This is a genomic window from Mesorhizobium sp. M0185 (genome assembly GCF_040322175.1).
Classification (GTDB): domain Bacteria; phylum Pseudomonadota; class Alphaproteobacteria; order Rhizobiales; family Rhizobiaceae; genus Mesorhizobium.
Genome location: NZ_JAMYSY010000015.1, coordinates 116,936 through 137,520 on the forward strand (window position 1 = coordinate 116,936; position 20,585 = coordinate 137,520).

Consider the following 20,585-nt stretch of genomic DNA (forward strand, 5'->3'; position numbering starts at 1 on the left):
GATTCAAGCTCTTGCTGCCCCGTCCTGCCGTTCATGACAGACCAATGCAGAATTCACCGGTTCACCGCGGCCAACCGAGCCTTGGCAACCATTTCCGAGGCTCGGTTGCGGTTTTGAAATCAAGCGGCTTCTTGCATTGCGCGTTCGTTGACACCACTTTCGCCGAGCTTGGAAAGCGCTTCGTCGGTCGCGACCTCTTCCTTGAGAGTTGCCCTGAGCAGCTCGACAACGTCGCTCTTGCCGAGTTCTTCCGCCCACGCGATCAAAGTGCCGTAGCGAGCGATCTCGTAATGTTCGACGGCCTGCGCCGCGCCGACAAGCCCGGCGTCGAGCGCGGGAGCACCGTTATACTCCTCGAGCACTTCCGAGCCCTCTTCGATGATGCCGTCAATCGCCGGACAGGTCTTGCCGCGGGCCGGCTTGCCGAATTTCTCGAACACCTCTTCCAGGCGGTCGACATGTCCTTCGGTTTCCATGCGGTGTTTCTCGAAGGCGGCGGTCACTTCTTCCGACTCCGCGCCCTTGGCCATTTTAGGCAGCGCTTTCAGTATCTTCTTCTCGGCGTAGTAGAGGTCTTTGAGCCCGTCGAGGAACAGATCCTCAAGGCCCTTGCTTGCCGCCTTCGCGGCCTTTTTCGTGGTCGCCATGATCCTCTCCCGAATGGTTGGTGCCGCCTCGCAAAGTAGAGGCGTCCCATAACCCTCCGACGGGAAACAAGTTCCCTGACGGTCCGGGAGCTTTGAAAATTTTTCCGACCCGCCGTGTAGTGTCGCAAGGGGCCTCGACCTGCGGCAGCAATCGGCCAGGAAAGCGCCGCGTCAGCGCTCGCCGATATGCTCGACCAGGCGGGTATATTCGGCCTCGGCCAGGCCGTAGCCGCCATCCGCCAGTGCGACGAGACCATCGCGATCGCGAATGATAATTTCGCCGCGGCGGGACCGGATGAGCCCTCGCCCCTCGAGCAGCTGCAGCGCGACCGTGACACCCGGACGTCTTACGCCAAGCATGATCGACAGGAATTCGTGAGTGATCGTCAGCCGGCCGCCGTCCACCCGATCGTCACACATGAGCAGCCAGCGCGCCAACCGGTCTTCAAGTTTCGATCGCGCGTTGACCAGCGCGGTATAGCCAGTCTGGACATGCAGATATTGCACGTAGCGCAGCAAGAACAGCCGCAGCGTCGGGCTTTGCGTCAGCGCCGCCTTGAACGGCTCGGCGTCGATCCTGGCGGCTTCTCCCGCCAGCTGCACATAGCAATCATGGACCGTACGGTCGTCGCCCATTATCAGGGCCGAGCCGGTCATACCTTCCAAGCCGACAAGGCCAACTTCCGCATCGCTGCCGTTCGGCATTTTCGCAACCACCGAACCGATGCCGTCCTCGAGGAAATAAATGGCCTCGATCGGCGATCCGGACACTTCGAGCGATTGCCGTAACTCCAGCGAACAGCGCTCGATGTGCGGCTCGAGAGATGCGAAATCGCCGGCGCTCATCCGGCGCAACAGCTTGTTTCTGTATAGATTTCTATTGGAAATTGCTGGATCAGACATAGCTGGCCCCAAAACAGGGCAAGAGCTTTTTTATCTCCCAGCCGTCCGCGCCCGGTATAACCTGCGGACGATAATGCTCATATAAGCACTGAAAGGTATGGAGCCTACTAAATAAAAAAATGAATCGATGCACGGCACTTTCTCCTGCCGCTTGCCTACGAAAACATCCGACTGAAAGTTAGAGTTGGAAACGTACCAAAGACGGTTTGGTACGAAAACGACAATTGAGGTCACCGGACGCGAAAGAGCCCGTCGCGAGGGATGCAACGGGCTCCATTCGGGCGTCGTGGGCTACGCCCAATGATCCAAATGAGGGGTGGGTTGGATCGCAGCAACAATGCAGGTGCAAGGCAGTCGTTCCCAAACTGTCTGTTTGGTAATTTCCGTACATTGAGTTTGGACGAGAGCGGCGCTAATTGAATTGGAGTCGTCCACACAGACATGGCGAGTGGACGCTTGAAAGACGCTTCGCGCTTTCGCCCTTTTTCAAGGGAGGATGGCATGTCGATGCAAGGTGCAGCAACTCCAGCCGAACTGAGCGTGCTGAGAAAAGCGCTCGACGACTGCTGCCGCGAGTTGGGTGTTGCGGACGACAGTCCTGTCCGCGAGCGGTTGGCAGCCCGTATCATGTCGCTGTTCAACGAGGGTGTGCTCAACGCCGATCTGAAAGAAGCGCTGGCCGCCGATCGCCAACAATAAGCTGCTGCTATGGTGGCGTCCTCGGCGCCGAAAGGTTCGGCACCGAGTCGCCCTTTCTAGCCAGGGTCCCGGTTTGCCAAGGATCTTGGAAATCTAGTCTTTTCACGACAAAACGCCCGGCGCTAATTACCAAGCGGCAGGCGTTTTTGTCGCGAGCGTGACACTAACGCGTGTCGCGTTTGGCCGGCCTCATGCGACGCGCTTACTTCCTGTTTTATGCATGTCGCTATCACAAAACCGCTGCACACTTTTGCGCGACATGCATTAAATGCGCCCAAGCAGGACCAGGATAATGACGATAAGCAGCACCAGGCCGAGGCCGCCACCACCGTAATAGCCGGTGCCATAGAACGGTCCGCCGCCCAAGCCGCTGAAGCCGCCAAGCAAGGCAAGGACCAAGATTATGATGAGAATGGTTCCAAGGCCCATGATGTCTGCTCTCCTTGTTTGCGCTGCCGCCATTCGCATCAGCGCGTCGCATTGTACAAAGGTATGAACTCGCAAGAAGCATTCCTGTTCCGGCGGAACGGTAAGGCGTACGCTCATGCGGCGAGCAAAATGCCGGGCTGTGCCGTTAGAAAAGTCCACAGAAGCATGCCCGCGGAGAATGGCATGGCGGCCGCCTTGAACACCTGAGAACATGCTGAATTTCATGGGGAATTTGTCGGAACCTTCGCCCGCCCGAACGGTTGTTTTCGTAGTCGCAACGCGACGACCCTCGTAAAAAGGAGAAGCATCATGCTCACAAAAATTCTCGCAGCTTCGGCGCTTACGATCGGTCTGGCCACGTCAGCGATGGCCCAGAACGTCGGCGACCCGTCCGGAGCCGCTGCCGACGGTAGCGGGCGGACGGTCGTAGTCCCGGATAATGGCGGCCCTGACACCGGCACGGATTCGACCATCACGAATAGCATTCGCGATTTCTCAACGACGAATTCGAATGCCGACCGGAATTGCCCGCCGGGCCCGCAGGGGGCTCTGCCCGATGCGACCGGCAAGGCTCCGGGCACGATGGCGCCGACGGTGAACGACAACCACTGCGGCAAGTAAGCGCCCGGTCATCACAGCCTGACGAGGCCGCGGAGCATAAGCTCCGCGGCCGGCTGGTTTTGCCGTAAAATCAGCCTAGCGGCCGCGGTGGTCGAAGCTGACCGCGATATCCCGACCGTCCAGCGCCCGAACGATGAAGCCAACCAGCTCCTCGTCGGTTTGCCGGAACCGGGGAAAGCGTTTGCGCAAATCGGCTATGACGACGGTGGTCGAGAGAATGTCGCCGGAATGATAGTCGGCCATGATGGTATGAACGGCAGCGTCGGTGTCAATACCGATTCCTAGCGGCGACTTGATCTGCCCCACGGAAGCCTCCACCCATCTCTCTCCCAGCCAACGATAGCAAGACTGCCGCAAAGCGAAAGAGCTTGTACGATTCCGTACGATCTCGTGGCTTGCGTTGCACTTTGCAGGACGCAGCCGGCGTCTTTTGTTTTGCGTTTCCAAACCATTGTTTGGCGTGGCGGCAGCTGTGGCCGCCACGACCAGGCAACCTCGCCGCAGCTTGCGCGTTGAGCCAGCGGAGGGATGACATCAGCCTCGGAGAACCCCCATGAAAACCCTTCTATCCATCACTGCGGCAGCGATGATGGCCGGCGCACCTTTGGCTGCTTTTGCCCAATCGGCGACGCTGACGCCTCTAACGACCGACACCATGAGCAAGGTTGACACCGCAACGTTCGTCAAGACCGTGCCCATCGCCAATACATTCGAAATCGAATCGAGCCGACTTGCGCAGACGCAGGCGACTGCCGACGACGTGAAGGCATTCGCGGCGCAAATGGTCACGGACCACACCAAGGCCGGCGAGGACTTCAAGGCGGCGCTCAGCAAGGGTCAGACGACTTCGGCCACCGCGCCAGCCGGCCCGTCGCTGGACACCAAGCACCAGGCGCTGCTCGACCAACTCAAGGAGGCCAGCGGGGACAGCTTCCAATCGAAATATATCGACATGCAGACCCAGGCGCATAAGGAAGCGGTGGCGCTGTTTTCCGCTTACGCGAATTCCGGCGACGATCCGGCGATGAAGGAGTTTGCCAAGAAGACGCTGCCGGTGCTGCAAATGCACGAACGTCATGTCAAGGACCTCGCTGCCGCGCATCAATGAGAGCGAAGAGTGCCTTTTGCAAACGAAAGGCCGCCCCACACACGGCCTGTGTGACGCGGCTGTCGTCCGGCCACACGGCCGGGAACAAAGCACCGAGAGTGCCGTTATTTATCCGGCTTGTTCGGGGAGGATCCAATGGAAGGCGGCATTCGCGCGGCCTCAAGGATAGTAGCGCCGGCTTTCGGCGCCGCCCTGGTCGCCGCTGTCACAAGCTGAAATCGCTTTCCGAACGGGACAGGCTGCCTTCATGCGCTACGGCGAGATATTTGCAAATGTTACGGCACTCATGTTGCTGGCCTTGATGATTGGCGGCGTCTTCGTCCTGTTTGGAGAGCCGCTGTGGCCGCGGCACTACGCGAGAATGGTGCTGGTTACGGATATCGATGCCATGACCACCGCGTCAGTCCGAACAAGCTGCGTGCCCAGTCCCTGCCTGCCCGACACCATCGATCACACCGTGCTCACTCCTCGCCCCGAGGACGGACCTTGATTTGCGATTTGCAGACGCTGGAGCCGGGTACGGAAAAGCCCGCCGCCCGAGCTGCGCGGCGGGCCTTTTTGGTGCATCAACCCACGGTAGACCGTCTGGCCACGACTAGGTCAGGATAATCACGATCTTGTAGGTATTCGGGTCGACGATGACGATCCGGCCGTCGGCGAGCACGAAATACTCATAGCCTTCGTAAGCCGGAACGATCTTGACGATGCGCGCCGGCAGGCGATGCAGCCGGACCTTCTTTCGCGGAACCTCGACACCGACAGAGATGTCGAAATCGACGCTGGAAACCGGTTGGACGTTCGTCTCCTTGATGACCTGCGTGATCTCCGTCTTCTGTTCAACGGTCACATTGTTGATGGAAGCGGTCGAACTCTGGTCTTGCGTCTGCGTCGAGGCATTGCCCTGAGTCTGCTCGGTGGTCGTGGTCCCAGTCTTGCCCTGAGCCTGCTCCTCGGTCTTCATTTTCGTGTTGCCTTGGGCCTGCTCGGTGGTGGTGGTTCCGGCCTTGCCCTGGGCTTGCTGATCGGTCTTCATCTTTGTGTTGCCCTGGGCTTGCTGGTCAGTCGTTGCGCCGGCCTTGCCTTTGGCTTGCTCATCGGTCTTCAGCTTCTTGTTGCCTTGCGCCTGTTGATCAGTTGCAGCGCCGGCCTTGCCCTGAGCCTGCTCGCCCATCTTGGCGCCGTTCTGGCAATTGGCAGTGCCGGCTGCACAATTGGCGCCGGACTGGTCGTCGGTCGACTGCTGCGTCTGGGCAAGTGCAGCCGCGCAGCTGACGCTGATTGCTAGCATGCTGGTGATCAGAACGCCCTTCATGAGAGATCTCCTTGGAAAACGCGTCCCTTCACCGCGCAAAACTGCGGCTAAAAAACTTTGTTCCAAAATAATGGAGCGAAACGGCAAGCGATCCGAGTGGCGGAACAAGCTCCACCTGATGACGTTACCGGCCTATAGCGACCCCGCTGCGAACAGCATGACGCGGCGCAGCGCAGAGGTGGCTCACGACGAAAGGAGACGATCATGAGAATGCATCTTTCGGCCGCCGCGGCTGGGTTCTTGCTGCTTGCGGGTGTTGGCGCCGCTGCCGCTCAGGACGTGATCATCGAACCGCAGCAGGAGACGATCGTACGCGAGTATGTGAAAAAGCAGCCTCTGGCGTCCGTCCAGCTTCCCGGCGTGGAGCTCAATGTCGGCTCGACCCTGCCCGATACCGTCGAGCTTCATGAGGTTCCCGACGTCAAATACCGCTACGTCGTCGTCGACAATCGGACCGTCCTGGTCGATCCTGGCACGCGCAGGATTGTAAAGGTCATCGAGTGAGCAAGCGCGTCGCTTTGAAGGGACATGCGGCGCGTCCAGCATTGTCGAATCCCACACTGCTGCCCGTGTTGGGCATTCGGACGCAGAAAGGCCCGCCGCTTCGAAGCACGGCGGGCCTCGTAGCGGAGACGACGTCCGGACAATTTCTGAACCAGCATTGGCTTAGAACGCATGATCCCAGCACGCCCTGTGCTCGCCAGGCCCGAAACTTTGAGAGAATATTCCTGGCTTCGCATTTCGCGGGAAATACGGTGCTTTGATCCGATGGTCAGCATTCCCGATGATGCCGGCAAGGCTTGGCACTCCGCCTGGCCGCAACGACTTCAGAACCGACGGGATAGATCATGTCTTGGAATACCAACACTTTGCTCTCATTTCTCTCCGCAAGTATAAACCGGCGCGCCGGTCTGGCTGTACTTTTCGCGTCGGCGGTTGCGATTGTCGGCCTTGCTGCGCCGTCGTTCGCCGAAGACAAGACGGCGGTCAAGGTCGGCATCATGAGCGGCGAGGACGAGGATGTGTGGCGCGTCGTCACCGCCCAGGCGGCGGAGAGGGGGCTGACGATCGAGACCGTGGTGTTCAACGACTACACCCAGCCGAATGAAGCACTCGAGCGTGGCGAAATCGACGCCAACGCCTTCCAGCACAAGCCCTATCTCGACAACCAGATCAAGACGCAGGGCTATCACATCGTCCCGGTCGGCTATACCGGGGTCTGGCCGATCGGCCTCTATTCCAAGAAGTACACGAAGATTGCCGACCTGCCCGAAGGCGCCGTCATTGGCGTGCCGAACGACCCGTCCAATGAGGGCCGCGCACTGCGCGTTCTGCAGAGCGAAGGTCTGATCAAGCTCAGGGAAGGCACCGGCATTCTGGCGACGACCACCGACATTGCCGAAAACCCGAAGAAATTGGTCGTCAAGGAGCTGGACGCCGGCATTGTCGGGCGCTCGGTGGAAGACCTCGACGGGGCCGTGGTCAACACGGATTGGGCGCTTAAAAGCGGCCTCACACCGGAGAACCGCATCGCCCAGGAGGCGGTGGCCGACAATCCCTACCGCAACTTCATCGCGGTCAAGGCCGGCAATGAAAACCAGCCCTGGGTAAAGATATTGGTCGCCTCCTACCAGAACGAAAAGGTGAAGGCCGAATTCGACCGAGTCTACAAGGGAACCGGCATCAGCGCCTATTGATGCCGAGCTCGACTTGGCGCTGAAGCCCGGCATGATAAAGCGGTCCGCGCTCCAACGCGGACCGCGATCGCGTTTTGCGGGACACCAATACAGGAACTCTCATGAACCAGCATTTCGCCTCGGTCACCGAAGTCATGCATCCCGTCGGCAGCCGTTCCGCCGGACCGAACGACGTCGTGCGCCTCATCGAGCTGAAGCGCCGCTTCGGCGCGACAGCGGCGCTGGACGGCGTATCGCTCAGCGTGCGCCAGGGCGAGATCCTCGGCATCATCGGCCGGAGCGGCGCCGGCAAGTCGACGCTGATACGCTGCCTGAACGGCCTGGAGCGGCCGGATACAGGACAAGTCTTCATTGAAGGCCGCGACATCAGCCGGCTCGGCGAGCGCGAATTGCAACCGCTGCGCCGGCGTATCGGCATGATCTTCCAGCATTTCAACCTGCTGTCTGCCAAGACGGTCGAAGACAACGTAGCGCTGCCGCTCAAGATCGAAGGCCGGCCCAGGGCCGAACGCCTGGCGCGCGCTGCCGAGCTGCTCGAGCTCGTCGGCCTGTCGGAGAAGGCGAAAGCCTATCCGGCGTCGCTGTCGGGCGGGCAGAAGCAGCGCGTCGGCATTGCCCGGGCGCTTGCGGCGCGCCCGGCGCTGCTGCTGTCCGACGAAGCGACCTCGGCATTGGACCCGGAGACGACGCGCTCCATCCTCGCCTTGCTCAGGGATATCAACCGGCAGCTCGGCCTGACCATCCTGCTCATCACCCATGAGATGGAGGTGATCCGTTCGATCGCCGATCGTGTCGCGGTGATTGACGCTGGGCGGATCGTCGAGCAAGGGCCGGTGTGGTCGGTGTTTGCCGATCCGAAGTCGGCGATCACACAAAGCCTGCTCGGCGGCATCCGGCCGCAATTGCCGGCGGAGATCGCAAGCCGGCTAACGCAGAACGCCGGCCTGGAGGCGATCCTCAGGATCGACGTGGCGGGTGAGGCCGCCCGAAGCCCGCTTTTGTCCGATCTTGCCTCGGCAGTTCCCGGCTCGTTCCGCCTCGTGCATGGCGGCATCGATCACGTTCAGCAGCAGCCTGTCGGGACACTGTTCGTGGCGGTCGCCGGCAGCAATGAAGCTCACCTGGCAGAGGTGATCGCGTTCTTGAAAGCCCGCCAAGCGCGGGTGGAGGTGCTTGGCCATGTCGCCGGTTCTGTTTGAGCTTCTCGTCCGTTCGATCTGGGAAACGATCCTGATGACGGCCGCCTCCGGCCTCATCTCGCTGGTTTTCGGGCTGCCGCTCGGCCTGGCGCTGGTCGCCACCGACCGCGGCGGTATCGCCGAAAACCTGTGGGTGAACCGCGCGCTCGGAGCGGTCATCAACGGCTTCCGCTCGGTGCCTTTCATCATCCTGCTGGTTGCGCTGATCCCGGTGACGCGGCTGATCGTCGGCACCTCGATCGGCACCTGGGCAGCGATTGTGCCGCTGTCGATCGCGGCGACGCCCTACTATGCGCGGATCGCCGAAGTGTCGCTGCGCGAGGTCGACCACGGGCTGATCGAGGCAGCACGCGCCATGGGCGGCAACCGCTGGACGATCATTCGCGAGGTGCTGGTGCCGGAAGCGTTGCCCGGCATCGTTGCCGGCTTCACGGTGACGCTGGTGACGCTGATCGGCGCCTCGGCCATGGCCGGTGCCATCGGCGCCGGCGGTCTCGGCGACCTCGCCATCCGCTACGGCTACCAGCGCTTCGAGACATCCGTCATGATCGCCGTTGTCATTGTGCTGATCATCCTGGTCTGCGGCATCCAGTGGGCCGGCGACCGGCTGGTCGCGAGGCTGGACCACAGAGCGTGACCGGCGAAACGCGGCCAATCAACGCCTTTAATTTCCGGGAAAGTTCAGATTGTTCTCGATGGTCTCGCTCGCCCAAGCGAGCTTTTCGCGATCGTCGGGGCGCAAGGGAGCCTCGACCGCGACGGTGAACAAGTGCCAGGCGAGACTGTCGGATAGAAGCCATGTGGTGACCTGTTCGCTGAAGATCACCTGCCCCTTATCGAGTGTCTTGATGTTGCCGGTAATCAAGTCCGCACAGTGCAACATGGCCTCGGGGTAAGGGCTATCACGCCATGCCGCTAATGCAGCTGCTACATCCATTCCGGCAAGCACTATGCCCTCCAGCCAGGGAACCGCGTTCCCTTCATCGGGATGTATGGTCATCGCTTTTCGCCAGGCAACCTGAAACAGCACCTCGACAGCCTGCTGTTCTTCCAACGGCCAATCGCGCCAGGAGGTCCTTTCGAGCTTTGCGGCAATCACGTTGGCGTCGAACCCCATCGAAGGTTCGCCTTGGATGGCAAGTTCAAGCACTCTCGGCAGAAAGTGCCGGTAGTCATCGACGTCGCCGACCGTCCATATGGCCGATCCGGCATAGGCGCCGAGGTTTTCACCACTGAGCTCCCGAAGCGGACCACTGGATACTCCCCGAAAGATCGATTCCAAATCCTTGTACGGCGAGCCATGCAGGTGGCGGGGCGATGGATAAGACGCGAAAGCGGCATAGACGCGTTCGACTGCGTGGGCCAGTTCGGACGAGAGATCAGCCTCCAGGGGATTTGGATTGCTCATCCGCTACGACTCCGAACAGGTCTCTGGCTTGCTCTGCGGTATAGTAGCCGAGCTTGACATCCCGAGCGACCAATTGCGGATCGCGCTGCAACGGATCGCCGTAGCCGCCGCCGCCAGGCGTGCCGACGCACACGCGGTCGCCTGTCTTCAGCGCGATGTCCTGCTCCTTGGACAGATGCGGCGGCACATGTCCCTTGCCGTCGCGGAACACGGTGACCGTGTTGACCGCGCCGTCCTTGCCGCCGAGCGCGCCTTGCGGGCCGAACCGGCCGTGATCCATGACGAAGGAGGCGCGGGCGTCGCCGCGCAGGATCTCGACCTCATAGGCGAGGCCAAAACCGCCGCGATGCTTGCCGGCGCCGCCCGAGCCTTCGCGCAAGGCATAGTGGCGGTAGAGCACCGGGAAGGCCTGCTCCATGATTTCGACCGGCGGCGACTTGGAGATGCCTATGGTCGAGCAGCCATTGGTCAGGCCGTCGTGACCGGCATTGCCGCCATACCCGCCCCCGGAGATCTGATACATGACATAATCGCGGCCGCGGGCCGGATCGTTGCCGCCGAGCGCGAAATTGCCGCTGGAGCCGGCGGGGGCCGCCGTCACCTTGTCCGGCAGCGCCTGCACCATCGCCGCGAACACCGCTTCAGCAATGCGCTGCGAAACCTCGGCCGCGCAGCCCGATACCGGGCGCGGATATTTGGCGTCGAGGAAGGTGCCTTCCGGCCGCTTGACGATCAGCGGCTCGAAGGCGCCGGCGCTGATCGGCACGTCGGGGAAAATGTGCCGCATGGCGAGATAGACCGAGGACAAGGTCGTCGCCAGCACGCTGTTCATCGGCCCAGCGCAGGGCTTTGACGAACCGGAGAAGTCGAAGCTGAGCGTGTCGCCCTGTTTTTCGACGGCCAGCGCGATAGTCAGCGGCTCGTTGACCACGCCGTCGGAATCAACAAAAGCCTGCGACCGGTAAATGCCGTCGGGAATGGCTGATATGTTCGCGCGCATCTGTTCGGCGGCGCGGCGGCGCAGTTCGGCGATCGCATCGACGACCGTTTCATCTCCGTAACGATCCAGGATTCCGTTCAGTCGGTCTTGACCGATCAGCAGTGCCGCCGCCTGCGCCCGGATGTCGCCGATGCGCTGGTCGGCAACCCTGATGTTCGAGCAGATGATGGCGTAGATCTCAGGGTCGAGCACGCCCTTCTTGAACAGTTTCACCGGCGGCAGTCGCAAGCCTTCCTGCTCGACCGCTGTTGCCGAGGCGGAAAAGCCGCCCGGCACCGAACCGCCGATGTCGGGCCAGTGGCCGGTGTTCGACAGCCAGCAGAATATCCTGCCGTCGCGGTAGACCGGCATGGCGAAGCGCACATCCATCAGGTGGGTGCCGCCGAGATAGGGATCGTTGACGATGTAGATATCGCCCGGCTCGGGCGGCAGGCAGCGTCCGTCGGCGATCATCTCGATCACGGTTTTGGTCGAATACTGCATGACGCCGACGAACACCGGCAGGCCCTGGCTGCCTTGCGCGATCAGCGAACCATCGAGCGCTGAATAGATGCCATCCGAACGGTCATTGGCCTCGGCGATGACAGGCGAGAACGCGGCGCGCGAAAACGTCAGGTCCATTTCGTCGCAGACTTGCTGTAGCGCCGCCTGGATGACTGAAAGGGTGATGGCGTCGAGTTTTTCCATCTCAGGCCTCGCCGATATCGATGATGATGTTGCCGTCGGCATCCGATCGCGCCCGGTCGCCGGGCTCCAGCACAGTCGTCGCGTCCATCTGTTCGAGGATCGCCGGACCTTCGATTGTTGCGTCGAGCGGCAACTTCTCTCTGCTGTAGACCGGCGTGTCGTACCAGCGCCCGCCATACCAGACAGGCCGGATCTCGCGCCGCGCCTCTTCGAGCGTTTTGGCGCGCCCAGCCGGGTCGATCAGCCGGGACAGATCGATTGCCGGCCGCACGCCGGTGACCGAGGTGTTGAGGTTGACCAGATTGGCGCGGATTTCCGGCAACTGGACCTTGAAGCGGGCGAAATAGGCCTTCTCGAACAGGTGCTGCAGTCCCTCGCGTGTCACCGCAGACGACGGCAGCGGCACGTTGATGATATGCGTCTGGCCGACGAACTGCATGTCGGCGGAATGCGTGACGCGGATCATTTCCGGCTTCACCGCCTCCTTGCCGATCAGCTCCTCGCCTTCGTTTCGGTGCCGTTCCAATGTCTCATGGAGTTGGGTTTCATCGAGACTGGCCACCGGCTGGTTGACCGTGTTGACGAAATCATGGCGCAGATCGGCGACGACGCAGCCGAGAGCATTGGTGATGCCCGGTCGCGCCGGCACCAGCACTTTCGGCAGGCCTAGTTCGCGCGCCAATGCCGTCGCATGCAGCGGCCCGGCGCCGCCGAAGGCGAACAGCGCGAAATCGCGCGGGTCGTGGCCACGCGACACCGAGACCATGCGGATGGCGCCGGCCATCCTCATGTTGCCGAGCCGCAGCACCGCACCCGCTGCCTCGACGCCGGACAGGCCGGTAGGTCGGCCGATCCTGTCCTCGAATATGCCGGTGACGCGTTCGACGGTGACCGGGTTTTCCACCGCAAGCAGCTTTTTCGGCGCCAGCCGGCCAAGCACCAGATTGGCGTCGGTAATGGTCGGCTCCAAGCCGCCGCGTCCGTAGCAGATCGGGCCGGGATTGGCGCCGGCGCTTTCCGGGCCGATCTGGATCAGACCGGCCGCATCGACGCGGGCGATCGAGCCGCCGCCGGCGCCGACCGTATGCACCGCCACCATCGGCACGTGGATCGGCATCGCATACTCGATCTCGATCTCGTTCGACACCGCCGGCTCGGCGTCGCGGATCAGCGCCACGTCGGTCGAGGTGCCGCCCATGTCGTAGGTGACCAGATTTTCGAAGCCGGCGCGTTTTCCGGTATAGGCGGCAGCAATGACACCGGAAGCGGGGCCGGACATGACGGTCTTGGCCGACTCACGGGTGACAAAGCGGGCCGAGATCATGCCGCCATTGCCGTTCATGATCAGGAAGTCGCGGGCGTAGCCTTTTGACGCCAGCTCCTTGCGCAGCCGCTCGACATAGCGTTCGAGGATCGGTTGAACCGAGGCGTTAACCGAAGCGGTGACGCCGCGCTCGAATTCGCGCGCTTCCGAAAGCAGCGCATGGCCTGTCGTGATGTAGCCGTTCGGCCAAAGCTCAGCCGCGATCTCGGCGGCACGCCGCTCATGCGCCGGGTTGGCGTAGGAGTGCAGGAAATGGATGACGAGGGATTCGCAGCCGGCTGCGATCAGTTGTGAAATCGCTGTCCGCATATCGGCCTCGTCGAGCGGGATGCGCACCGCGCCCGAGGCTTCGACCCGCTCCGACACTTCGAGCCGCAGATTGCGCGGGATGATCGGCACGAACGTGCCTGTCATGCCATAGGCTTGCGGCCGTGTCCGCCGGCCAAGCTCGATGACGTCGCGAAAGCCGCGCGTGGTGATCATGCCGGTCTTGGCCAGCCGGCGCTCCAGCACCGCGTTGGTGGTGGTCGTCGTGCCGTGCACGATGAGGTCGATGCCGTCGACCGGAAATCCGGTGGCGCCAAGCGCCGAAACGACACCGAACGCCTGGTTGTCGACTGTCGTCGGGGTCTTGGCGATGTGCACCCGGCCGCCGTCACGGCCGTCGATCAGAAGCAGGTCGGTAAAGGTGCCGCCGACATCAATACCGGCGACGACGCTGCCCGTCGAATCCAGAGCTTGCGCCGAAAAATTCTGTCCCATTGTCGAAACCCGAAATGCCCGAACTGCCTACATGCCTTAGTTTGGAAAGCTGTTTTACGGCGGCGTCTTGACGCAAATATCGTTTGTATACTAATAAATTCCGGACACAAGAGCTTACCGCTTCGGAGTGTGCAAGCGGCACGCTGGAATCTGACCGGTTCGGGCGCGCAGGTGAAGATTTGGCGCGGCCGCTGAGCTGGCCCGGAAGGTTAGGTTTGATGAACACCACATCCGCGTTCAACACTGCTGGCGCCCGGCCGTTGCAGTTCCCGATACCGGCCAATGTCTATGCCGAAACCGTCGTCTCGGTGAAGCATTATACCGACCGGCTGTTTTCGTTCCGCATCACCCGGCCGCAATCGCTGCGCTTCCGTTCCGGCGAGTTCGTCATGATCGGCCTGCCCAATGCCGAGAAGCCGGTGTTCCGCGCCTATTCGATCGCCAGCCCTGCCTGGGACGACGAACTCGAATTCTTCTCGATCAAAGTGCCGGACGGCCCGCTCACTTCGGAGCTGCAGAAGATCGAGATCGGCGACACCGTTATCATGCGGCAGAAGTCGACCGGCACGCTGGTGGTCGACGCGCTGACGCCGGCCAAGCGCCTGTTCATGATCTCGACAGGCACCGGCATCGCGCCCTTCGCCAGCCTGCTGCGCGATCCCGATACCTATGAGAAGTTCGAGCAGGTTATCCTGACCCATACCTGCCGCGACAATGCCGAGCTCACCTACGGCCAGGAGCTGGTGGCCGCACTGGAGAACGACCCGCTGATCGGCGAACTGACCGGCGGCCGCGTCACGCTCTACAATTCGACGACGCGCGAGACCTCCGAGCGCATGGGCCGCATTACCGCGCTGATCGGCTCGGGCAAATTCTACAGCGATCTCGACATCGACAAGCTCAATCCCGAGACCGACCGCATCATGATCTGCGGCTCGATGCATATGCTCAAGGACGTCAAGGAACTGGCCGAAAGCCTCGGCTTCCAGGAAGGCTCGCTGCACCATCCGGCAAGCTTCGTCGTCGAGCGCGCCTTCGTCGGCTGAGACGCGGCAGTTCAGAGTCTACTGGTTTGCGACCCTGATTTTGACCATACGGTCAAAAATCGGCTGCCTTGACTGTCTTTTTCCGCTATGACCGCTTGAAGGACTCGTGAAGCGCTGCTTCACGGTCTATCTTCGGCATAACTCGCTGAACAAGGGGCAGGAGATGAGCAGCACAATCCGCGAAACCGATCTCGGCACGTCCAAGATCACGCCGCTGCCGGCGCGCGCCGCCGCCAATGCACCAATCCCGCAAGCCCATGGCATTGCTCGCAATCCCGGCATGAGGCTCGATCTCGGCTTCATGGAATCGATGCGCGGCGTCAACCGCTCGGCGCTGGAACGCCGCGTCGCCAGCCTGACCAAAAGACGCTCGATCAAGGCCGATAACCAGGCCGCCTGGCTGCTGCGCGCCGTCGCCTGCATGGACCTGACGACGCTGAACTCGAACGACACGGAAGAGCGCGTGCGCCGGCTTTGTGCCAAGGCGGTCAACCCGTTCCGTCGCGACATTGCCGAGGGGCTCGGCATTACTGGTGAAAAGATCCGCCCGGCGGCGGTCTGCGTCTATCATCCCTTCGTCGCCACTGCCGTCGAAGCGCTGCGCGGCAGCGGCGTCCATGTCGCCGCCGTTTCCACGGCTTTCCCGCATGGCCTTGCACCGCTTTCGACACGTCTGCAGGAGATCGAAGCATCGGTAAGGGACGGCGCCGACGAGATCGACGTCGTCATCCCGCGCGGCCTGGTATTCGGGGCGAAATGGCAGGAGCTCTATAACGAGATTGTCTCGATGCGCGCCGCTTGCGGCGAGGCCCATCTGAAGGTGATCCTCGGCACCGGCGACCTCGCGACGCTGCGCAACGTCATGCTCGCCTCGATGGTGGCAATGATGGCGGGTGCAGATTTCATCAAGACCTCGACCGGCAAGGAAAGCGTCAACGCGACGCTGCCGGTCGGCCTTGCCATGGTGCGCGCCATCCGCGCCTATTTCGAGGAAACCGGCTATCTCATCGGCTTCAAGCCGGCCGGCGGCATTTCCACGGCAAAAGCCTCGCTCGACTGGCTGGTGCTGATGAAGGAAGAGCTGGGCCGGCCGTGGCTGGAGCCGGAGCTGTTCCGCTTCGGAGCATCGAGCCTTTTGACCGATATCGAGCGCCAGCTCGAGCATCATCTGACCGGCCACTACTCGGCCAATCATCGCCACGCGATGGCGTGATTCGGAGCGCGCCATGAACATTCTCGAACGCTATCACGCCATGGAATACGGCCCGGCGCCGGAGGCGCGCAGCGAGGCCGATGCGTGGCTTGCCGCGTGGGATTTCGGCAAAGCGCTGTTTATCGGCGGCGACTGGAAGGCAGCCAGCGGAGGCAAAACCTTCGACACCAGCGATCCGTCCTCGAGAAAGCTGCTGGCCAAGGTGTCGGATGCCGGTGCCGCCGATATCGACGCGGCGGTTTCGGCCGCCACAAAAGCGCTGCCGAAATGGAGCGCCAGCACTGGTTATCAACGCGCCAAAGTGCTCTACGCCATCGGCCGCGCCATGCAGCGCCACCAACGGCTGTTCGCGGTGCTGGAATCGATCGACAATGGCAAGCCGATCCGCGAAAGCCGCGACATCGACGTGCCGCTGGCCATCCGCCATTTCATCCATCATGCCGGCTGGGCGCAGGCGCTGGACAGGGATTTTCCAGGCCATAAGGGGGTCGGCGTCGTCGGCCAGATCATCCCGTGGAACTTCCCGCTCTTGATGCTGGCCTGGAAGATCGCGCCGGCGCTCGCCGCCGGCTGCACCGTGGTGCTGAAGCCAGCCGAATTCACGCCGCTCACCGCGATCCTGTTCGCCGAGATCTGTGAACGATCTGGCGTGCCGAAGGGCGTCGTCAACATCGTCCAGGGCGGGCCGGAAGCGGGTGGGGCAATCGTCAATCATCCCGGCATCCAGAAGATCGCCTTCACCGGTTCGTCCGAGGTCGGCAAGATCATCCGCAAAGCCACCGCCGGTTCGGGCAAGAAACTGTCGCTGGAGCTTGGCGGCAAGTCGGCCTTTGTCGTCTTTGAGGATGCCGATCTCGACAGCGCCGTCGAGGGGCTGGTCGACGGCATCTGGTTCAACCAGGGCCAAGTCTGCTGTGCCGGCTCGCGCCTTCTGGTGCAGGAGGGCATCGCCGATGCCTTCATCGCCAAGGTCAAGACGCGGATGAGCCGGCTGCGCGTCGGCAGCCCGCTCGACAAGAACACCGATATCGGCCCGCTGGTCGATTTGACCCAGCTCGATCGCGTCAAGGGCCTGATCGCCGAGGGCGCCAAGCAGGGCGCAATCTGCTGGCAGCCGGACTCGGCGCTGCCCTCCTCGGGCTATTACCATCTGCCAACGCTGGCGACAGGTGTTTCGCCGGCTAACATTCTGGCACAGGAAGAGGTGTTCGGGCCGGTGCTTGCCACCATGACCTTTCGCAACACCGAGGAAGCGGTCGAGCTCGCCAACAACACGCGCTATGGCCTGGCTGCTTCGGTGTGGAGCGAGAACATCAATCTTGCCCTGCACGTCGCGCCGCAATTGAAGGCCGGCGTCGTCTGGGTCAACGGCACCAATATGTTCGACGCCTCCTGCGGCTTTGGCGGTTACCGCGAGAGCGGCTTTGGCCGCGAAGGCGGGCGCGAGGGCATGTTCGAATATCTCTCGGCAAAACTGCCGCTCGGCCCGGTTATCAAACCGGCAACGTCTTCGGCGCAACCTGTCGAGCAGGCGGAAGGTGCCGCCATCGACCGCACGGCAAAGCTGTTCATCGGCGGCAAGCAGGTCCGGCCGGACGGCAATTATTCCTTCGCCGTCGCCACCGCCAAGGGCAAGCTTGCCGGCGAGGTTGGTCTCGGCAACCGCAAGGATATCCGTGACGCTGTCGCGGCCGCGCGCGCCTGCAAGGCCTGGCCGGAAGCGACCGCCTACAACCGCAGCCAAGTGCTCTACTACCTGGGCGAAAATCTGTCCGGCCGCGCCGACGAGTTTGCTGTGCGCCTCACCCAACTTACCGGCGCGACCGCCAAGGCGGCGCGTGAAGAGGTCGAACTGTCGATCGAGCGGCTGTTCCTCTATGCCGGCTTGGCCGACAAATTCGAGGGTCGCGTCCACCAGCCGCCGGCCCGCGCCGTCACGCTGGCACTGCACGAACCGGTCGGGGTCGTCGGTATTGTCGCGTCGGACAACGCACCTTTGCTTGGCTTGATCTCGCTGGTGGCGCCGGCGCTCGCCATGGGCAACACCGTGGTCGCCGTGCCGTCCGAAAAATACCCGCTGCTTGCCACCGACCTCTACCAGGTCGTCGAATATTCCGACGTGCCGGCGGGCGCCATCAATATCGTCACCGGCAGTAGCGCCGAGCTTGCCGGCGTATTGGCCAAGCATGACGATGTCGACGGGCTCTGGGTGTTCGCCGATGCCGAGACTTGCGCCAAGGCCGAGGCCGAGTCCATCGGCAATCTCAAACGCGTCTGGACCGGCAACGGCCACAGCCTCGACTGGGCGTCGAACGAAGCAGCCGGCGATGCCTTGCTGCGCCGTGCGATCGAGGTCAAGAACGTCTGGGTGCCCTACGGCGACTGAGTGCTCCGGAGAGACGTCCGGGCTTGACGGGCCAAAAGATGTTCTTTACCTAGAAAAAACATTTGGCTGGCAGGCGAAAATCGAAACAGGCGGGATGGTAGTGCCCGCCTGGCACATTGCGCCCCGGCCTTGCGCCGGTAAAGCCGAACGACCACAGACGGGCGAGGAGAAAAGTATGGCGGATCTGACAGGCAAAATCGTTGTCGTCACGGCGGCGGCGCAAGGCATCGGCAGGGCGAGCGCGCTGGCGTTCGCCAAGGTCGGCGCCGTCGTCCATGCCACCGACATTAACGAGGTGGTGCTCGCCGACCTCGGCAAGACGCCCGGTATCAAGACCCGCAAGCTCGACGTGCTGAGCGACGAGGCGGTGAACGCCGCTTTTGCCGAGATCGGCGCCGTCGACGTGCTGTTCAATTGCGCCGGCTTCGTCCATTCCGGCTCGATCCTCGAGATGAAGGACGGCGATCTCGACTTTGCCTATGATCTCAATGTCCGCTCGATGATCCGCACCATCCGCGCCGTGCTGCCCGGCATGCTGGAGCGCGGCGACGGCTCGATCATCAACATGGCGTCGCTGGCCAGTTCGACCAAGGGCGTGCCGAACCGCTTCGTCTATGGCCTAACCAAGGCAGCCGTCATCGGCCTGACCAAGTCGGTCGCCGCCGACTATGTCGGCAAGGGCATACGCTGCAATGCGATCTGTCCGGGCACTGTCGAAAGCCCGTCGCTGCAGGACCGCATGCATGCGCAGGGCGACTACGAAGCAGCTCGCGCCGCCTTCATCGCCCGCCAGCCGATGGGCCGGCTCGGCACGCCCGAGGAAATCGCCGATCTCGCCGTCTATCTGGCCGGCGCCACCTATACGTCGGGGCAGGCTTATAATATCGACGGTGGCTGGTCGATCTAAGAGGCCATTTGAAAACCCTACTCCGCCGGGCGCCTGACGCGGCTTTCTGCCCTTCCGGTGCTCACGTACTTTAAGTACGCTCCGCTCCGGTTCTCGAAACCCACGCCATTCGCCGCAGCGGAGCGAGTTTGCAAACGGCCTCTGGTCGCAACTGGGAGAAAACTGCATGAAACTGCTGCGCTATGGCGAGGCGGGGAGCGAACGCCCCGGCCTGCTCGATGCCGATGGAACGATCCGCGACCTCTCCGCCCATGTCACCGACATTGCCGGCAAGGCGCTTGACCCGGCATCGCTCGAGACATTGTCGAAGCTCGACCCGAAGACGCTGCCGGCGGTTTCCGGCAAGCCGCGGATCGGCGCCTGCGTCGCCGGCACCGGCAAATTCATCTGCATCGGCCTCAACTATTCCGACCACGCCGCCGAAACCGGCGCCACCGTGCCGCCGGAGCCGATCATCTTCATGAAGGCAAGCTCGGCTATTGTCGGGCCGAACGACGACGTGCTGATCCCGCGCGGCTCGGTGAAGACCGACTGGGAGGTCGAGCTCGGCGTGGTGATCGCCAAGACTGCAAAGTATGTCACCGAGGCCGAGGCGCTGGATTATGTCGCCGGCTATTGCGTCGCGCACGACGTCTCCGAGCGCGCCTTCCAGGCCGAGCGCCAGGGCCAGTGGACCAAGGGCAAGTCCTGCGACACGTTCGGGCCGATCGGCCCGTGGCTGGTGACCAAGGACGAGGTCAAGGACCCGCAGAACATCCCGATGTGGCTGACGGTCAACGGCAAGACGATGCAGAACGGCTCGACCAAGACCATGGTCTTCGGCGTCGCTTATCTCGTCTCCTATCTCAGCCAGTTCATGTCGCTGCACCCGGGCGACATCATCTCGACCGGCACGCCGCCCGGCGTCGGCCTCGGCATGAAGCCGCCGGTCTTCCTGAAGCCCGGCGACGTGGTCGAGCTCGGTATCGAAGGGCTGGGCATCCAGAAGCAGACGTTCAAGGCGGATTTGTAGGCGGCGCTTTGCCTTCTCCCCTAAGGGAGAAGGTGGATTGTCGCGCAGCGACAAGACGGGATGAGGGATGCTGGAAGAAACGAGGCGCGAAAACATCGAAGGATTTCCGTCGCTTACGCCTTCAGCGTAGCGATCCGTCCAACACCCCTCATCCGACCGAGCTTCGCTCGGCCACCTTCTCCCACAAGGGTGTTTGGACCGGAGACATCGCGAACAGGTGTGCGA

21 protein-coding genes are annotated in these 20,585 nt (G+C 62.3%); 13 read left to right on the plus strand and 8 right to left on the minus strand.

Going from position 1 to position 20,585, the window contains the following annotated elements; genetic code table 11:
- Positions 1 to 119: 119 nt before the first annotated feature.
- Together NKJ20_RS14765 and NKJ20_RS14770 are read right to left on the minus strand one after the other, a co-directional pair.
- Positions 120 to 647 carry a YciE/YciF ferroxidase family protein gene (locus NKJ20_RS14765; RefSeq protein WP_023677104.1) on the minus strand — a complete coding sequence of 176 codons (528 nt, stop codon included), beginning with the start codon at positions 645 to 647 and terminating at the stop codon, positions 120 to 122.
- A 171-nt stretch (positions 648 to 818) separates the two neighbouring features.
- On the minus strand, positions 819 to 1,493 hold the full coding sequence (locus NKJ20_RS14770; protein WP_502894902.1) for a Crp/Fnr family transcriptional regulator: 675 nt from the start codon (positions 1,491 to 1,493) through the stop codon (positions 819 to 821).
- Between the two features lie 558 nt (positions 1,494 to 2,051).
- On the opposite strand from NKJ20_RS14770, the gene NKJ20_RS14775 reads away from it, so the two are divergent.
- Positions 2,052 to 2,249 carry a hypothetical protein gene (locus NKJ20_RS14775; RefSeq protein ID WP_352744898.1) on the plus strand — a complete coding sequence of 66 codons (198 nt, stop codon included), beginning with the start codon at positions 2,052 to 2,054 and terminating at the stop codon, positions 2,247 to 2,249.
- Between the two features lie 264 nt (positions 2,250 to 2,513).
- Here the strand turns inward: NKJ20_RS14775 and NKJ20_RS14780 are convergent, their stop codons facing one another.
- Positions 2,514 to 2,678, minus strand: a complete 165-nt coding sequence (locus NKJ20_RS14780; RefSeq protein WP_023677107.1) for a DUF3309 family protein — start codon at positions 2,676 to 2,678, stop codon at positions 2,514 to 2,516.
- 309 nt (positions 2,679 to 2,987) lie between these two features.
- On the opposite strand from NKJ20_RS14780, the gene NKJ20_RS14785 reads away from it, so the two are divergent.
- Entirely contained in the window at positions 2,988 to 3,299 is a 312-nt protein-coding gene (locus NKJ20_RS14785; protein ID WP_023720549.1) for a hypothetical protein, read from the plus strand.
- Positions 3,300 to 3,374: 75 nt separating this feature from the next.
- On the opposite strand, the gene NKJ20_RS14790 is transcribed toward NKJ20_RS14785, so the two are convergent.
- Complete coding sequence (locus NKJ20_RS14790; RefSeq protein WP_352617842.1) at positions 3,375 to 3,617, minus strand: hypothetical protein; 243 nt, start codon at positions 3,615 to 3,617, stop codon at positions 3,375 to 3,377.
- A gap of 235 nt (positions 3,618 to 3,852) precedes the next feature.
- Between NKJ20_RS14790 and NKJ20_RS14795 the strand changes: the two genes are divergently transcribed.
- Positions 3,853 to 4,407 (plus strand): DUF4142 domain-containing protein, encoded by a 555-nt coding sequence (locus NKJ20_RS14795; RefSeq protein WP_352449588.1) that lies wholly within the window; start codon positions 3,853 to 3,855, stop codon positions 4,405 to 4,407.
- Between the two features lie 247 nt (positions 4,408 to 4,654).
- On the plus strand, positions 4,655 to 4,897 hold the full coding sequence (locus NKJ20_RS14800; RefSeq protein WP_023677112.1) for a hypothetical protein: 243 nt from the start codon (positions 4,655 to 4,657) through the stop codon (positions 4,895 to 4,897).
- 105 nt (positions 4,898 to 5,002) lie between these two features.
- Here the strand turns inward: NKJ20_RS14800 and NKJ20_RS14805 are convergent, their stop codons facing one another.
- The gene (locus NKJ20_RS14805) at positions 5,003 to 5,719 is read right to left on the minus strand and encodes a DUF1236 domain-containing protein (protein WP_352744901.1); all 717 of its coding nucleotides are present in this window, start codon (positions 5,717 to 5,719) and stop codon (positions 5,003 to 5,005) included.
- A 204-nt stretch (positions 5,720 to 5,923) separates the two neighbouring features.
- On the opposite strand from NKJ20_RS14805, the gene NKJ20_RS14810 reads away from it, so the two are divergent.
- From NKJ20_RS14810 to NKJ20_RS14825, 4 genes are all read left to right on the plus strand, one after another.
- Complete coding sequence (locus tag NKJ20_RS14810; protein WP_352449591.1) at positions 5,924 to 6,223, plus strand: DUF1236 domain-containing protein; 300 nt, start codon at positions 5,924 to 5,926, stop codon at positions 6,221 to 6,223.
- Between the two features lie 344 nt (positions 6,224 to 6,567).
- A complete protein-coding gene (locus NKJ20_RS14815) occupies positions 6,568 to 7,416 on the plus strand; it encodes a MetQ/NlpA family lipoprotein (protein WP_352449592.1) in 849 nt (282 codons plus the stop codon).
- Positions 7,417 to 7,550: 134 nt separating this feature from the next.
- Positions 7,551 to 8,615 (plus strand): methionine ABC transporter ATP-binding protein, encoded by a 1,065-nt coding sequence (locus tag NKJ20_RS14820; RefSeq protein WP_352449634.1) that lies wholly within the window; start codon positions 7,551 to 7,553, stop codon positions 8,613 to 8,615.
- A complete protein-coding gene (locus NKJ20_RS14825) occupies positions 8,596 to 9,252 on the plus strand; it encodes a methionine ABC transporter permease (protein WP_352449593.1) in 657 nt (218 codons plus the stop codon). Before NKJ20_RS14820 ends, NKJ20_RS14825 begins: the two co-directional genes overlap by 20 nt.
- Positions 9,253 to 9,279: 27 nt before the next feature.
- Here NKJ20_RS14825 and NKJ20_RS14830 read toward each other — a convergent pair whose 3' ends face one another.
- From NKJ20_RS14830 to NKJ20_RS14840, 3 genes are read right to left on the minus strand one after another with little or no spacing between them, the layout of a single operon-like run.
- On the minus strand, positions 9,280 to 10,023 hold the full coding sequence (locus NKJ20_RS14830; RefSeq protein ID WP_352449594.1) for a hypothetical protein: 744 nt from the start codon (positions 10,021 to 10,023) through the stop codon (positions 9,280 to 9,282).
- Entirely contained in the window at positions 9,995 to 11,710 is a 1,716-nt protein-coding gene (locus NKJ20_RS14835; RefSeq protein ID WP_352744905.1) for a hydantoinase B/oxoprolinase family protein, read from the minus strand. The genes NKJ20_RS14830 and NKJ20_RS14835 overlap by 29 nt, the downstream gene beginning before the upstream one ends.
- A gap of 1 nt (position 11,711) precedes the next feature.
- Positions 11,712 to 13,796 carry a hydantoinase/oxoprolinase family protein gene (locus tag NKJ20_RS14840; RefSeq protein ID WP_352744908.1) on the minus strand — a complete coding sequence of 695 codons (2,085 nt, stop codon included), beginning with the start codon at positions 13,794 to 13,796 and terminating at the stop codon, positions 11,712 to 11,714.
- 218 nt (positions 13,797 to 14,014) lie between these two features.
- Between NKJ20_RS14840 and NKJ20_RS14845 the strand changes: the two genes are divergently transcribed.
- The 5 genes from NKJ20_RS14845 (at position 14,015) to NKJ20_RS14865 (ending at position 20,360) form a co-directional block, all read left to right on the plus strand.
- Positions 14,015 to 14,842 (plus strand): ferredoxin--NADP reductase, encoded by an 828-nt coding sequence (locus tag NKJ20_RS14845; protein ID WP_352449597.1) that lies wholly within the window; start codon positions 14,015 to 14,017, stop codon positions 14,840 to 14,842.
- 163 nt (positions 14,843 to 15,005) lie between these two features.
- On the plus strand, positions 15,006 to 16,055 hold the full coding sequence (gene deoC / locus NKJ20_RS14850; protein ID WP_352744910.1) for a deoxyribose-phosphate aldolase: 1,050 nt from the start codon (positions 15,006 to 15,008) through the stop codon (positions 16,053 to 16,055).
- A gap of 13 nt (positions 16,056 to 16,068) precedes the next feature.
- Entirely contained in the window at positions 16,069 to 18,441 is a 2,373-nt protein-coding gene (locus NKJ20_RS14855; protein ID WP_352744913.1) for an aldehyde dehydrogenase family protein, read from the plus strand.
- Positions 18,442 to 18,616: 175 nt separating this feature from the next.
- Complete coding sequence (locus tag NKJ20_RS14860) at positions 18,617 to 19,348, plus strand: SDR family oxidoreductase (RefSeq protein WP_352744915.1); 732 nt, start codon at positions 18,617 to 18,619, stop codon at positions 19,346 to 19,348.
- Between the two features lie 166 nt (positions 19,349 to 19,514).
- A complete protein-coding gene (locus tag NKJ20_RS14865) occupies positions 19,515 to 20,360 on the plus strand; it encodes a fumarylacetoacetate hydrolase family protein (RefSeq protein ID WP_352744918.1) in 846 nt (281 codons plus the stop codon).
- The last annotated feature ends 225 nt before the right edge of the window (positions 20,361 to 20,585 follow it).